Source organism: Chryseolinea serpens, from assembly GCF_900129725.1.
In the GTDB taxonomy this organism is placed as follows: Bacteria; Bacteroidota; Bacteroidia; order Cytophagales; family Cyclobacteriaceae; genus Chryseolinea; species Chryseolinea serpens.
The window spans coordinates 1441848-1457433 of the sequence record NZ_FQWQ01000001.1; the positions used below are offsets into that span (position 1 = coordinate 1441848).

Genomic DNA, 15586 nt, shown 5'->3' on the forward strand with positions numbered 1-15586 from the left:
TTTAGTTTCTTTTATTCGATGCGTCGAGCCAGAGGAGGGGGTTTCTAATCGGGAGATTACGCACTACTTCTTCCACGGCAGGCAAATGGTCCAACCTTTTCCAGGTTTCAAACCACGCCTTCGTATGGAACGCCCCGGCTCCAAAAACAAGAAACGGGTGCGCTACCGGCCACTGCTCCCAATACATAACATCCTTCGGCAAAGGCCATTTATCTTTATCCTGCACATACGGAAACATATAGCGAATACCCTTTTCGATGTTCCTGCCCTCCGGTGTGGTATAGGTCCAGAGATTTTCCTTTTCATCCGAAAGGATCTGGCAGATGGTGGTCATGGCATCGAGGTTAAAAAGTGAATAGCCATACGGTTTGGTTCGCTTTAGTTCCCGTGGAAAACTTCCGTCTGCCGCCAGCTGACCGGGAAGAAGAACCGTTTTATAGCGCTCTCTGCAAAACCCGATCAACTCCTGGTTGCCGGTAAATTTTGCAAAAGAAGCCACCTGCATCACCCAACAGGTGCCGTGGTTATTCTCAGCGGCCATTTCCTCTTTGCCATAGGGATGGGTCGTCAGCCAGACCAGGTACTCCGAAAACCAGTTTCTGATCGCAGCATACAGGGCTTTGTTATTCGCGGGTGACCGTTCCATCACCAGGAGTCCCTGCGCGACCTCCATCAGGTGGATGGTATCTATCACGCCGATGCTCCGGCCGGTGACTTTACCACCGATCGCCTGCGCATAGAGAAGCGAGGGGTTCATGCGGGTGGTGGTGTCTACAAACCATGCCCGGGCGTGCTTCCACGCATGCATAACATACTTCTCGTTGGATGTCAGTAAATACGCAGAGGCCAGCGCACCGACGATCTTGCTGAAGCGGATCATGGCCTGACGGTGGGCCACAAAATTATCCGGATTGCTCTGGCCATCCCGTTGTATGTAAGGGCCGCCGGGATTGTTCGGATCAGGCCACCAGTAATCTCCCTCCGAATAAAAATCGTGTTTGCCCCCTGCACTCCGGGGCGATGCCGAAGCCGTGATCGTAACGGGTTCCTGTGCCAACGCCCACGCGGCCTGTGCCAGGATCTGCTCCTTGAGTACGGCTGCGCATTCCTTCGTGACATCGCCTTGGGCGTGCATGGGGTGGGTCCAAAGTCCACAGACCACAGACAACAGCAAAAATGCAAGAGATCGTACAGGGGCGTTCATGCTAGCCTACTCTCATTTACTGGCTGCATTTTGTTTCGTGTTTACAGTGTCTTCCGGAGCATAAAGAACAAAGCCGCCTTTGGCGATCAGCTTGATGCGGATATTTTTGCCTTTGGTTTTCATTGTCGTGGTAGCAAATGTTCCGGCTTCGGGACCGTCGGTGATCTGGGTCAGGGTGAGTTTTTTCTTCAGGAAGGGAAGATCGAATGTGATCTCCTGTTCGGCATCCTGACCGTTAATTCCGGCGATGTACCACGAATCTCCTTTTCTCCGGGCGACCACGGCATATTTTCCGGGGATACCGGTTACGTAGCGGGTTTCATCCCAGGCCACGGGCACCTGGCGGAGAAAATTCTTCGGTCCTTCCGGCAGCGCCTGGTAGGACATCATATTGTCGGCAAAGTGAAATACACCGGATTCAAAGACCACGGAAAGGGCAAGCTCATGCGCAAAGGTCGTCTGGCGTTTGGCTTCGCGTTTATTGGTAAAGGTTACGGGTGTGTAATCCATTGGCCCTACCACATTACGCGTAAAGGGAAGAATGGTATTATGCACCGGTGCCCGGTCGCAGAATTCCTGCCGGCCGGCGCCTTCCGCTCCTTTTACCGATTCCATGGACACCAGGTGCGGATAGGTACGCTCCCACCCCCGCGGTAACGTGGAGCCGTGGAAATTTACCATGACCTTATTGGCAGCAGCGTCGCGCATGATATCGTAGTATCGCTTGATCACGGGCTGCTTGTCGCCGTCGAAGAAGTCGACCTTAACACCCTTCACTCCCCACCCGGCAATTTTTTCAAACTCCTTTTTCCGCGCTTCCGGAAAGGCCATCAGGTTGGCATAGCTCAGCGTATCCTTTTCCCGGCCCATTCCGGAATGGTACCACAATACGATACCGACTTCTTTTGAATCCGCATACTTCACCAGGTCTTCCATCTTTCCATTTTTCATTTCGGGCCAGCCGGCATCGATCAGCACATAGTCCCATTTCATATCCGCGGTAAAATCGATGTATTGCTTCTGCACCTCAAAATCCCGGGTGGTTACTCCTGCCGACCACCAGCTCCAGCTCGATCTTCCGGGTTTGATCCACGAAACGTCATTGATCACCGATGGCGGGTTCAAATTGGTCACCAGCGATGTTTCCTGAATGGTCGCCAGCGACGGACCGATCACCGCAGCACGCCACGGTGTTGTCCACGGCAAGGTGGAGACCGGTTCAGGAGCTGCGTCGCTTGTGACTTCCTCTTTCTCCGGGAAGCGGATGGTGTATATTCCATTACCGGCTTTGTCTTCCATATGCGTGCCAGGGTAGGTTTCGTCCAGGCCAGCTTCTGTCAGCAATACCCAAAGGCCTTTCGTATTGAATAACGCGGAGAATGCCCACCCGGCCGGGTTCGGAGACGGGCTGCCGACAGCAATTCCATTTTCATAAAATGCCTCATAGCAGGGTTTCTTCCGCACGTTCATATCGTACGGCTGTATCCACGCTTTGGCATCCCTGGCAATCGCAAAACCGGATTCTTCCCGAATGATCTTGTGCGGGTTGTTATCGGTTTTCGGAAAATGGTAGCGGTAGGCCATGCCATCATTATACGCCCTGAAAATGAGCTGCACGCTTTCCTGATTTTCATTCTGGAAGGTCAGGGTAACTTCGTTGGCCTGATTGCGGCACTGCAGTTTCCTGCCAACGCTAAGGGTATAGGTTTCGTCGATGGCCGCCGTGGACTCCGTAATAAATTTCAGGTTCTCCGAGAACTGCTGATCGTCGCGCACAATACCCAGGGGGGAAGACTCCAGCGCCGGTGTATTCGCGTAGGAAACGGAATAGCTCAGCCGGTTTCCCTTTGTAACAATGCTCACTTTAATTTTCTTATCCGGTGAGGATACATCCCATCCCTGGCCCTGCACGGTCTGCACGGCTGAAAAAGAAAGGAGTAAAATAAAAATCCCCAGGGGGGCAATCGTTCTGGCAAACATAATATCGGTTTTTATAGTGTGTAGTTTATTTTGGAACAAGGGTATACTGTTTTCCTTTTTCAGTGTCCACGTCGATCACATAGCCTTCGCCGGTTTTCAGCTCAGGCAACGTTGCGTTGGCGTTCTTTTTATAGGGCGGAACGTTCGCCGCCTGTGTAAGGGCGTTCGGGTTTCTGCCCTCCACGTTCTTCGCCGTGGCCTCTATGATTTTCACAGGGATGGCCGTACGTATTCTGCAGTTACCGCCGAGCTTCGACCGGATGGTGGCGGATTGCAACTTTCCGTCTTTCCAGGTGATGTCTACTTCAAAAGCACCGCGGGCCTTCAGCCCCGAGACGCTTCCATTTCTCCATTCACCGGGGAGCGCCGGCAACAGGCTTAACGCTCCGTCCTGGCTTTGCAGCAGCATCTCCGTCATGCCGGCGGTAGCTCCGAAATTGCCGTCGATCTGGAAAGGCGGGTGCGCATCAAAAAGGTTGGGGTACGTTCCTCCCCCACCCATCGTTTCTTTTTTTTGCTTCGGGTCGATGTACGTGAGCCCTTCTTTCAAGATCGTATACGCATGGTCGCCGTCCTGTAACCTAGCCCACCAGTTGATCTTCCAGGCCATGGACCACCCGGTGCTCATATCACCCCGTTGGATCAGCGATTGTTTTGCGGCGGCGGCCAGCTCCGGCGTACGTGCCGGCGAGATCTGGTTGCCGGGGTGCAGACCAAAGAGGTGCGATAAATGCCGGTGCTTGTCGTTGGGATCATCCCAGTCTTTGAACCACTCCTGCAATTGACCATGCTGACCGATGTGGTAGGGGTAGAGTTTTGCTGTCGCTGTTTCTATTTTTCTGACGAATTCATCCTTGATCCCCAGGGCTGCCGCTGCACTCAGGCAATTCTCAAAAAGCTGGCGGGTAATGGCCATATCCATGGTCGTGGCCATACTGACCTGGTATTCTTTGCCCTCCACTTTAAATACGTTTTCCGGCGATGTGGAAGGGTTCGTCACCAGGTAGCCGTCGGGTGACTCCACCAGCCACGTCAAAAGGAATTGTGCCGCGCCTTTCATAGCGGGCCAGCCTTTATCGTTTAAAAAGGTTTTATCCTCTGTAAAGAGGTAATGCTCCCAAAGGTGTGTACTCAGCCAGGCGCCGCTCATTGGCCAGCAAGCCCACCGCGCCTGGCTGCGGGGATCCCATTCGTATCCACCCGGCGGGGAAGTCTTGGCCCAGATATCGGCATTGTGGTGGGCACACCATCCTTCGGTAATGCCGTAGTTGACCGCCGCCGTTTCTGCGCCATTGACAGCCAGTTGCTGTATAAAATCCAATAGAGGCTCGTGGCATTCCGACAGGTTCGTGCTTTCGGCGAGCCAGTAATTCATTTCGGTATTGATGTTGGTCGTGTAGTTGCTTCCCCACGGTGGTTTGACATGGTCGTTCCAAATACCCTGGAGGTTAGCGGGTGGTCCTCCAGGCCTGGAGCTGGCAATTAACAAGTAGCGCCCGAACTGGTAATACAAGGTCTGAAGCTGGGGGTCCGGCTTCCCTTCGTTCAGGCGCAACATGCGCTTATCGGTAGGAAGTTTCATCGCTTCCGGGTCGGTACCCAGATCGAGTGTAACACGATTAAATAATGCCTGGTAGTCGGCAAGGTGTCTGGCTTTCAGTTGCGCCCATGTTTTAGCGGTTGCTACGTCGAGTGTTCTTTGGGCCTCCACCGCAGCATCCTTACCCTGCAGTCCAGGCGATCTATTGAATCCGTTAAAGCTGGTCGCCTCGGTTAGATAGAGTGTGACGGCATCGGCGTCGGACACCGAAAGCGATGTATCCTGCTTGAGTACCGTGCCGCCTTCGGCTTTGATTTTCAAGAGCACCTCAAAATTCATCCCCTCTCCTTTCCAATCGTCATAAACAACCTGGAGGGGTTCCGCCTCGCGGTTAGCGACCAGCAACGGCGCCTTGCCCCGAAGTATCAATTGATCGTTCGCCGGCGCCGTGACGGTATATTTCAATTTACTGCGTAAGAAGGTCTTGAATGAGATGCTTTTCTTTTTATCGGCCGACAACCGAATCACCAGTGTTTTATCCGGGTAACTGATAAACATTTCGCGGGTGTAGGTTACCCCCGCCGTGGTGTAGGTAACAGCAGCGGTGGCTGTACTCAGATCAAGGCTCCTGTTGTATTTCCTGACCACGGTATCTTTTATTATGAAGTCGAGGAAGAGATCGGCCATCGGGAGGTATCGTGCCGAATAAGGTCCCTGCATCTTTTTCCAATACGCCGCCGCCAGGGCATAGTCACCATCGGATACCGCTTTCCGCACCAGCGGAAGGTAGACGCGACCGTTGGGGTTATTGCCCGGATCGGGGTATCCTGACCAAAGGGTGTTATCGTTGAGCTGCAGCCTTTCGCGGCGGATAATGCCAAAGACCATCGCGCCCGTTTTGCCGTTGCCCAACGGCAATGCTTCTTCCCAGGCGGAAGCGGGTTGTGTGTACCATAGTTTCAGATACGGATCCGTTTTTAAAGACTGCGCACTGCACAGTGGCGTCAAAAAAAACAAGGATACCAGAAAAATCAATTGTCTTTTCATTAAAATCACTTCCCCTTTCACAGACTAAAAAAATTATACAACGCCATTACTACGCGTCAGACTCTTACGTTCCTTTTACATGGCCTACTCCATAGCGTGCCGGGCGGTTGTTTCACGGTATGGCTAGTGCTTTTAGAAAAGGCAGTCAGATGTCTCCACCTGACTGCACTACACTGAACCCCAAACTTCATTATCTTAATTCCAGGGCGCATTATTTTGCCATACACCCTGCATAATATCCATCTGCCCTTGCGGAACAGGCCACAAATACCCGTCGAATTTCCGCTTGGCTCCGTTGGCGGCAAATACGATTTGCGGGATCACCGTTTCGGCTATGCCCCAGCGGATAATGTCGTTATAACGTATGCCTTCATACGCCAGCTCCACCCTTCTTTCGTTGCGTATGTTATCGCGCGTCAATGCGACTTGTGGCGGCATATTTACACCGGGCCGGGCGCGCACATCGTTCAACGCCTTCAGCGCACGGGCATCACCACCCTGGCCGCTTTCGAACATAGCCTCTGCATAGAGCAGCAGGAGGTCGGCGTACCGCATCTTCACAATATTCTGATCACTCAAGGTGGAGGCATTCGGCGTTCTGATCGTAGGATCGATCCATTTTTTAAAGGCCATTTTCGTAAACGGTATCGTACTCTCGGCCACACTTCCATCTTGCTTAAAGGTGCCTGTTTTGGTGTTGTTCACCCAGGGATCTCCATCCTGGAAGATCGTCATTCCCAAACGCGGATCTTTCAGGCCGGTGTTGGGATTCGTTTCATACGCGTCGCGCAACTGGGGCGTCGGGAAGCAGGACATCCGGCTGCCGACGTATTGATCCAACTGATGGTAATCTGCAGGCGCCTGGTATATTACCGAGAACATGATCTCCTTGTTGTCGGCAGCTCTTTGTTCTTTGAAGAAAAGCCCGGAATAGTTCCTATACAGACTGTAGGGGTTCGCGGCATCGCCGATCAACGACCACGCTACATCCGCCGCTTCGGCAAAGCGCTGGTTGTTCATTAAAATCCGAACCTTCAGCATAATGGCACTGCCTTTCACGGCATGGCCATCGTTATAGCGATCGGCCGGTAACCCGGCAATGGCCGCATCGATATCCTTCAACATCCTGGCAACCACATCTGCTTTGGGAGAACGGGGCATGGCTTTGAGCTGGCCAACACTGTCAATCGTTGACGTATAGAGTACCAGCGGCACGTCGCCATATTTCTGCACCAGCTCATTGTAATAATAGCTACGGTTGAACAAGGCCTCGCTTTTGTATTTGCTGTAATTCGCATCGGTCAAAAAGCTTTTCGCGTCGTCGATATTATCCAGGAAATAGTTGCACTTGGCTATGCCGTCGTAACAGTCGGACCAGAACTGGTTGATCGCCCCGCCGGTGCTGGGGCCGACGCCGCCCTGCAGGATGGTGCCATAACTGACATAGCTGGATGTCGTGATGGCGTTGTCTGAAAGCGATTCGATGTCCATAGCCACCCCGTTGGCGCCCCGCACGGAGCCAAAAATGCTGGTGCGGTGTGTCGAGTAGGTGGCGGTCAGCGCCGCTTGCACATCCTGTTCATTTTTCCAGAAGGTGTCGCTATCCAGTTGTGTTAGCGGGTTCTTATCCAGGAAATCGCTGCAGGCCATGAACACCGTGGCCATCGCCAGGCATAACAATTTTAATTTTATATTCTTTTTCATACGTGTTGAATTAGAAGGTCGCTCTTACACCAAAAGAGTAGATCGTCGGTTGAGGAAAGATTGCCGCCCGGGTCGGTACCGATGTGCTTGTGCTGTTGAATTGGTTTCCGAACGACGACGCGGTTGACGGTATAGGTTGCGCCGCACGTTCAGGATCCAGCCCCTTGAAGAACTTGGTGAACGTATAGAGGTTATCCCCCGATGCAAATACCCGGAGATGCTGCATCTTCACTTTTTGGCTCCAGGCTGCTGGGAGTGTATATCCCAACTGCACATTCTTTATGCGCAGGTAAGACGAGTTACCCAGCCAGAATGTAGAGTTTTGATTGTTGGGTGTATACTGAGAGTCGACGTATACGGCAGGAATGGTGTTAGAGGTACCTTCGCCATCCCACGCCTTGGTTGCCCACCAGCTTGGAGGCGCCGCAGCCTGGTTAAAGGGCGAAACTCCCCAGTCTTTTACAAATGTTTTGCGACCATACACGCCCTGAATAAAAACGGTCAGGTCGAAGCTTCCGTAGGTGGCCGTAACGTTAAACCCATAGTTGAATTTGGGAAATGCGCCCTTGACCGGCACGCGGTCGTAGGTAAGATCTACACGGCCATCGGGCACGCCATCGGGACCACTGATATCCTTGAATTTCAGATCGCCGGGTTTGGGAAGGAGCCCTGAGGTGTACGACGGTGTAGGTCCGTTGTCGATTTCTGCCTGGTTCTGATAAACGCCATCCTGAACCAAAAGGTAGTACTCATTAAAGGGTAAACCTTCCTGCCGGATATTGGTGCCTACGATTTCACGATTGCCATAGCGAACCAGGGTATTCTTGTATGTTTCAAGGTTGGCGCTGATGCTGTAACCGAACTTACCGATCTGGTTTTTATGGCCGAGAATAAATTCCCATCCCGTATTTTTCATGATGCCATCGTTGATGGTAGGTGCTCTCAGTCCCATGTGGTCAGGAACCTGCAGTGCCCGGAGAATATCCGAGGTTCTCTTTTCATACCAGTCAACCGATCCGAATACTTTCGAATGGAATAAAGAGAAGTCAAGACCGATGTCGGCAACGGAGGTAGTCTCCCATTTGATTTTTGTATTATTCGTGGTCCGCTTGGAAACACCCTGCGCGATCGTACCTCCAAAATTATAATCCAGCTGTTCAGTGCCCTCACTGGATATACTCAAAGAATTCTGATACGGGTAATTACCGATGTTCTGGTTACCCAGTTGCCCCCACGACCCTCTGAGCTTCAATTCATCCATCCAGCTCACGTTCGACATGAACGACTCCTGCGTCAAACGCCATCCCGCCGATACGGAAGGGAAGAAGGCCATGCGGTTATCGCTCGGGAAACGGGAAGAAGCATCATCACGGAAGCTGAATTCCACCAGATACTTGTCTTTGTAGTCATAGTTTATTCGTCCGAAAACGGATTGAGTCGCCCATTCATAGGAATTGCTGCTGGTGCTTTGCGCTGCCGCGGCTCCGGCAAACAGATCCCATAGCGTCTTGGAGGGAAGCTTGGTGCGATAAGCCTCGAGGCGGTCGTAGCGATAGTTCTCCTGCTGATATCCCACCATGCCGGTGAAATGGTGCCCACCGGCAAACGTTTTATCATATCTCAACGTGGCATACGCGGTGTATTGGTTCTCACGCGCGTTGCGCTGGGCCAGCGAGTTGGTTCCACCGTTCCAGACAGAGGCATTCGCTTTATAAACACCGTTGGCATCCGGGAAAAACTCATTACCATACGATGAAACGATCAGGGCTTTGATCATTTCTTCCTGGAACTTAAACGCGCCACGGACATCTGCCGTTAAGCCCGGGAGGATTTTGAAATTCAGGTAAGGACTGAACAACAGGTAGGTGTTGTCCGCTCGTTTGCCGCCGCCATCGGTGGCAATCGCTATTGGGTTTTTGTTGCCGCCATGGTTCGGATAGGCGTAGGCGGTGAACCTTCCGCTTCCGTCGGGCAGCCAGGGTGTGGCAACGGGCGGCGCAGCGTAGGCCGACAGCATCTGGTCTTCCGATGAGTTAAAATCGATCAGGTCTGCAATCGTGCTCCCCGCCGTTATCGCCGTATCGGTCCGTTTGCCGCGGGCAATCGAGATATCGCTGCCGAAAGTAACAAACTTGCTCAGCTCGGTTTTGAAATTGATCTGGGCATCGTAGCGTTTGTAGCCCGTGGCCAACAGCATGCCGGTCTCATCCAAAATGCCCAGGCCTGCGTTGAAGGTGGTACCACCTTTGCCGCCGCTCAAGCTCAGAAAGTGCTTGTGCATCGGTGCCGTGCGGATCAGCGCATCGGTCCAGTCATAGCTGGGGTATTGCGCCGAATTCGGATTGTCACGGTACGGCTGGATCATTTCGGGTGTGTAATACCAGGTAGGTTGTTTGCCGGAATGATCAATCGCTTTGTTCATCAACTCCATATACTCCACTGCATTGGTAACCCGGTCCACCTTCATGGAGGGTTTCATACTCGAGTACGTATAGCTATAATCGATATTCAAACGGCCTTCCTTCCCTTTTTTGGTAGTCACCAGGATTACGCCATTGGCGGCACGTGATCCGTAGACGGCAGCAGAAGCAGCATCTTTCAAAACGGAAATATCGGCGATCATATTCGGGTTCAGCAAATCCATACGGCCTTCCACGCCATCGATCAATATGAGGGGGTTGTTCCCCGCATTACTGAAGGTACTCTGCCCGCGGATGCGTATGTCGTTGTTCTCCAGGCCCGGCTGCCCTGAATTCTGAACGACCTGAAGCCCGGGCGTACGGCCCTGTAAAAGCGAAATCGTGTTGGGCGATTGCCTCGAGACGAGGTCTTCCGCTGAAATCGTGGCTACAGCGGCGGTAAGATTCACTTTCTTTTGCACGCCGTAACCGACGACCACCACCTCGGCCAGCTTTTGAAGGTCAGCGGTGAGTGTGATATTGATGGTCGTTTGATTTCCGACTGTCCTGCGTTCTGTTGTATACCCGATAAACGAAAACACGAGCACGGCATTGGGGTCATTGACGTTCAGTACAAATTTTCCGTCACCATCGGTTGATGCACCGGTGGTGGTGCCTTCAATCAGCACGTTCACCCCGGGCAAAGCTTCACCGTCATCGGAGATGACTTTGCCGGAGATTTGTTGTGCCAGGGAGGCCTGGCAAAAGAGCATCAGCATAAATCCGAACCCCAGAGAAGCCTGCAGCCGGTTTTTAAAGCTTGGTAGTTTTTTATTCATAGATCCGACACATAATAGGTTTAGAGAAATTAAGTAAGCCGGCGTGCCGGTGTGGACAGGCGTCTAAAAAGCGGAGACACCTTTCACGAGGCAGAGGACCGGAGACCGATCGTAGTACTGATTTTGGGCTCATAGCGAAATAGATTTGGTTAGGTAATTGAGGTCAAAATGAAGGTCAGCACGAGAACAAGAAGGGCCAGGAGGATTACCTCCAGGATCCTGCCTTTACGGCTCGCTCCGGTTGATTTCTTCATATTCAAGACGATTAAATCGTTTGCAGACCTTACCTAAAATTGCAGAGCCCACCCTCCTTTCAGGGGTAAAAAACAGTCTTTTCAGGGGTAGAAATCGTTCAGCATTTGTTTCGTAGCCACGAAACGAGGTTTTAGCATCCATGCAGGCTCGCGTTTAAGCGATTGCGGATTTGCGGGTGTTGGATTGGGGAGTCCTTAAAACTGATCAACTCAGTTCTTCGAGGTATTCTGACGGAGATTTTCCATAGTGGTTGCGGAAGGACTTACTGAAATATTTGGGGTCGCTGAATCCCACCGTGAAGGCCACTTCCGAGATGCTCAATTTCTTTTGCTTCAGCAGCATCTCCGCTTTTTTCAACCGGACCTTGCGGATCAGGTCGATCACGGAGAGGCCGGTAAGCATTTTGACCTTGCGGAAAAGCACCGGCCGGCTCATACCGATCTCGCGCACGAGTTTCGTGACATTGAATTCTGCATTCGTGATGTTCTCTTCCAGGGCGCTCATCAATTTTTGAAGGAATTTATCATCGGGGTTCTCGACCACCTGGTCCTGCGGCTGAAGCGTGACGATGCGGCTGTATTTTTCCTTCAGCTTCTCGCGGATCCTTAAGTGGGTTTTGATCTTCACCAGGAGCAACCGGATCTCAACGGGTTTGGTCAGGTAATCATCGGCGCCCGTCTCGAACCCTTCCAGTTTGTAGTTTAACGCGCCCCGGGCGGTGAGCAGAATCATGGGAATGTGGCTGGTGCGCGGATCGGCTTTGAGCTTATGGACCAGCTCCAGGCCGTCCATCTTGGGCATCATCACATCACTGAGGATGAGGTCCGGCAATTGCTCGACGGCGATCTCGAGACCTTGCAACCCATTCGCGCTTTCCGTTACCTGGTAATACGGCAACAGCGTATCGCGTACAAAAGCCCTGATCTCGTCATTATCTTCTACCACCAACACCAAAGGCTTATCATGGGATGCCTGTTTTTTACCGACGGTCTCTTCGGCCGATGGATGATTTTCCGGCACCGTATCGTGACACCGGTATTGCTCCGCTTCCGTTTTCGGTACGATCTGGTCCGTGCTAAAGTGGGTGCAGCCGGATGGGAGAAGAATGGTGAACCTGGTGAACCCGGTCGTATCGGATGTAGCCTCCTTGCTTTCGACCACTACCGAACCGTGATGCAGGTCAATGATACCTTTAGCGAGGGCCAGGCCAATCCCCACGCCCGCTCCGTTCATGCCGGAATTCTCTGCCTGGTAGAACCGATGAAATACTTTTTCCAGGTACAACGCAGGAATGCCCAGGCCGTTATCTTCCATCGTAATCCTGACCTTAAAATCATCGGTGCCCGGCAACTCCGGTTCTCTGCTTATCGCCATGGATACCGTTCCCCCACCGGGTGTGAACTTAAAGGCATTTACCAGCAGGTTGTAAAATACTTTCGACAACTCCTCCCGGTCGAACCAGAGTTTCAGTACCGGCTCCTGCGGATGAAAATTCAAGGTCACCTTCCGCGATTGGGCATACTCCTGGAAGGAAAGCTGTATTTCGTCAATAAATTCCACGATGTTCTCTTCGTGAACCTTAAGCCGCACATTGCCGGTTTCCTGTTTATGGAAATCCAGCAATTGATTCAGCAGCCGTTGCAGGCGGTTGGTATTGGAGTGCACCCGTGATAATTCTTTTTTCAGGAATACATCCCCGGTGTATTGGTCCAGTAATTTCTCCACGGGGCCGGTCATCAGGGTCAGCGGGGTGCGGATCTCGTGGACAATATTCGCAAAGAAGCTTAGCTTGGCCTGGTGCAACTCTTCCTGTTTTTTATGTTCCAGGTATTCGATCTCCAGGTCGTGCTCGAGCTTCATCCGTTTTTTATGGAACCGAGACCAGGCGTATAGCAACGCGAGAAAGATGCCAACGTAGATGGAATAGGCCCACCACGATTTCCACGGCGGGGGCAGGATCTTCAGCTTTATGGAGATCGGTGTCTCGTTCCAGAGGCCGTCGTTGTTCGAGCCCTTCACCAGGAGCGTATAGCTCCCGGGGTTCAGGTTCATATAGGTGGCCACAGGTTCCGGGGTGATGTTCCATTGTTCTTCAAACCCCGCCAGTTTATAGGCAAACTGATTTTTTTCTGAGTTGATATAATTCAGTACGGCAAACTCAATAGAAAAGATGTTCTGGTCATAGCCCATGGTAAGCTCACGGGTGTAATTCAGATCCTGTTCCAGGATACCCTGTGCGGGGTCGACGGGTATCTCTTTGTTGAATAGTTTAAAATTCACAAAAGTCACGTTGGGTACGATCTGGTTCTCGGAGATCCCTTCCGGGCTAAACACCACCACACCGTTATACCCTCCGAAATACATCGTGCCCGATCCGTCTTTACAATAGGAATTGAAATTGAATTGCTTGCAGACCAATCCATCATTGCGGTCAAAGTTATGCACTGAAAAATCTACCGGATTGAGTTTCGATAATCCATTGTCGGTGCTGATCCATAAATACCCATTTCGATCCTCCTGTATACCGTAGATCGTATTGCCGGGAAGCCCCTGCTGCATGCTGAAGCGTTTGAATCCGCGCTGTCCGGGCAACAGCAAATTCAACCCGTTGTCTCGCGTACCCACCCAGATCCGGTGCTGGCGATCTTCAAACACACAAAGAATATAGTTATTGCTCAGGGTGGTGGTATCGGCAGGGTCGTGAATGTAGCGCCGGAAAGAATTCTGGTCAGGGGCTTTAACATTCAACCCGGTGATGGTGCCCACCCATAAATTTTGGTGCGTGTCCAGGAGCAGCCGCGTGACCCCGTCGGAGCTCAGGGTGGTGCTGTCTTGCGGGTCGGGGACAAAGGTTTCAAATTTGTTTTTGTGCGGATCGAATTTGCAAAGCCCGCCCCGGTAGGTGGCAATCCAGATTGCGCCATCACGGTCTTGCACCAGGTCATACACGGCATCATCCGGGAGCGCGTTGGCATGGCCGGGCTGATGGTGGAACGTCGTGAATTTATCCGTTTTAAAATCATAATAATTCAACCCCTTGAGCGTCCCTACCCAAAGTCCTTTGTGGCCATCGGGCAACAGGCATTTTACATTGTTGTGGCTTAAGGAATGGGGGTCATCCTGCAGGTGTTTAAAGTGCCGGGTCACGCCGCTTCGGCGGTCTGTAAAAAACAGCCCATTCCCTTCCGTAGCAAGCCATAAATTATTGTCGGTGTCGGCAACCAACGCGCTGGCCACCTTAAAGTGAAGTTTCCCTTCTTGCACCACTTGCTGAAACTGTCTGGACAAGGCGCTGTACATATTGACACCGCCATGAAAGGTACCGATCCAGATCGACCCGTCGCGATCGGCATATAACGAGCGCACGGAGTTATCGCTCACCGAACCTGGGTCGTCGGGAATATTCCGTAGGCTAATGAATTTACCCTGCTCCGGATTGACCTTGTACACGCCGCCAATCGTGCCGATCCAGTAGGCCTGCGTACGCTTATCTTTTAAAATTACCCGCACGGCTTCGTCCGGTTTTCCGATCCAGTCCAGCGACCGGAACTGTTCTGTTTTCGGATCAAAGGATAGCAGTCCGCTGTTTTCGGTGGCGATCAGCAAGGCGCCCTTTCCATCCCCGACGATGGAATTGATCTCGTTGGTTTTTGACGCGGTAGGTTTCCACTCCGGTACCTGGTACGACGTAAAATGATACGTGCCGTTTTGCCCGGCCATTATTTTTGAAAGGCCCGCGGATGTACCGACCCAAAGATTCCCTTCGCCATCCTCTAAAATAGAACGAACATCATTATGGGCCAGGCTGTTCGCCTCCTGGTCGGTGTGTGTGAACCGTAAAAAAGAAAAGGAAGTACTTCCCGCCTTCAGCACATTCAACCCGTTACGCGTTCCGATCCACAGATTCTTTTGGCGATCTTCCAGCATGCAGGCCACAGCATTACCGGGTTGACCTCCCTGCGGTCCCTCCTGCAGCATGATCCTTGTAAACCCATCCGTCCGGGGGTCATACAGATTCAGACCCTGGTTTGTACCGACCCAAAAACGGCTCCGGGAGTCGATGTACAAACTAAAGATCGTATTATCGGAAAGGCTATGTTCTTTTTCAATGTCATGGCGATAGGTTCTGCTCTTCCGTGAGTCGTACCGGTTCAATCCGTCGCGGGTTCCGAACCACATAAAACCGCTGGTATCTTGCACGACAGCGTATACCGTGCTTTGCGATAATCCTTGCTCAATGGTAATGTGCTGAAATCTGAAATCCTGGGTTTGGGCACAAACCCGGTGAACGCCGCCTGGCAGGACAAAAAGGAGAGCCAGGAAAAGCGATCGAGGGTCACGAAAAATCATATTCCAAGATAAGGATTGCACAACTAGAAATCGATTGCAATAGTGACTTTTTTCTTATCAGCAATTCTTTGTGTGCCTTTCTGCCCTTTATGTAATGGGTTTTATAAATGGCCGATTCCCCTCCAAATACCCCTTAATACTTACATAGAAGGATGGGGTGGTTCTCACTTTTTTTCGTCTAACTAGTAGCTGGTCTAATACCAGGAGTATTAATTTTTTTCACGCAGATCTCGCAGATGATCGCAGATTTTTTCCTGTCTTTGATCTG

At 51.8% G+C, this 15586-nt stretch carries 7 protein-coding genes; all 7 read right to left on the minus strand.

The window, feature by feature from the left end; all coding sequences use genetic code 11:
- Window position 1: 1 nt before the first annotated feature.
- The 7 genes from BUB30_RS05635 to BUB30_RS05660 all read right to left on the minus strand — a co-directional run bounded on the left by BUB30_RS05635 (window position 2) and on the right by BUB30_RS05660 (window position 15318).
- Window positions 2-1204, minus strand: a complete 1203-nt coding sequence (locus BUB30_RS05635; RefSeq protein ID WP_073131829.1) for an alginate lyase family protein — start codon at window positions 1202-1204, stop codon at window positions 2-4.
- 12 nt (window positions 1205-1216) lie between these two features.
- The gene (locus tag BUB30_RS05640) at window positions 1217-3184 is read right to left on the minus strand and encodes a glycoside hydrolase family 97 protein (RefSeq protein WP_084137918.1); all 1968 of its coding nucleotides are present in this window, start codon (window positions 3182-3184) and stop codon (window positions 1217-1219) included.
- A 25-nt stretch (window positions 3185-3209) separates the two neighbouring features.
- On the minus strand, window positions 3210-5771 hold the full coding sequence (locus BUB30_RS05645; RefSeq protein ID WP_073131830.1) for a glycoside hydrolase family 95 protein: 2562 nt from the start codon (window positions 5769-5771) through the stop codon (window positions 3210-3212).
- 195 nt (window positions 5772-5966) lie between these two features.
- A complete protein-coding gene (locus BUB30_RS05650) occupies window positions 5967-7475 on the minus strand; it encodes a RagB/SusD family nutrient uptake outer membrane protein (RefSeq protein WP_073131832.1) in 1509 nt (502 codons plus the stop codon).
- A 10-nt stretch (window positions 7476-7485) separates the two neighbouring features.
- The gene (locus tag BUB30_RS05655) at window positions 7486-10713 is read right to left on the minus strand and encodes a SusC/RagA family TonB-linked outer membrane protein (RefSeq protein WP_073131834.1); all 3228 of its coding nucleotides are present in this window, start codon (window positions 10711-10713) and stop codon (window positions 7486-7488) included.
- Window positions 10714-10938: 225 nt separating this feature from the next.
- Window positions 10939-11109 carry a hypothetical protein gene (locus BUB30_RS35060; RefSeq protein WP_178377029.1) on the minus strand — a complete coding sequence of 57 codons (171 nt, stop codon included), beginning with the start codon at window positions 11107-11109 and terminating at the stop codon, window positions 10939-10941.
- A gap of 63 nt (window positions 11110-11172) precedes the next feature.
- Complete coding sequence (locus tag BUB30_RS05660; RefSeq protein WP_084137919.1) at window positions 11173-15318, minus strand: two-component regulator propeller domain-containing protein; 4146 nt, start codon at window positions 15316-15318, stop codon at window positions 11173-11175.
- Between the last annotated feature and the right edge of the window lie 268 nt (window positions 15319-15586).

Bases quoted from the DNA above. Each gene is read 5' to 3' on its own strand.
- BUB30_RS05635 (WP_073131829.1), bottom strand. From the start codon at position 1,204: ATGAACGCCCCTGTACGATCTCTTGCATTTTTGCTGTTGTCTGTGGTC.
- BUB30_RS05640 (WP_084137918.1), bottom strand. From the start codon at position 3,184: ATGTTTGCCAGAACGATTGCCCCCCTGGGGATTTTTATTTTACTCCTT.
- BUB30_RS05645 (WP_073131830.1), bottom strand. From the start codon at position 5,771: ATGAAAAGACAATTGATTTTTCTGGTATCCTTGTTTTTTTTGACGCCA.
- BUB30_RS05650 (WP_073131832.1), bottom strand. From the start codon at position 7,475: ATGAAAAAGAATATAAAATTAAAATTGTTATGCCTGGCGATGGCCACG.
- BUB30_RS05655 (WP_073131834.1), bottom strand. From the start codon at position 10,713: ATGAATAAAAAACTACCAAGCTTTAAAAACCGGCTGCAGGCTTCTCTG.
- BUB30_RS35060 (WP_178377029.1), bottom strand. From the start codon at position 11,109: ATGGATGCTAAAACCTCGTTTCGTGGCTACGAAACAAATGCTGAACGA.
- BUB30_RS05660 (WP_084137919.1), bottom strand. From the start codon at position 15,318: ATGATTTTTCGTGACCCTCGATCGCTTTTCCTGGCTCTCCTTTTTGTC.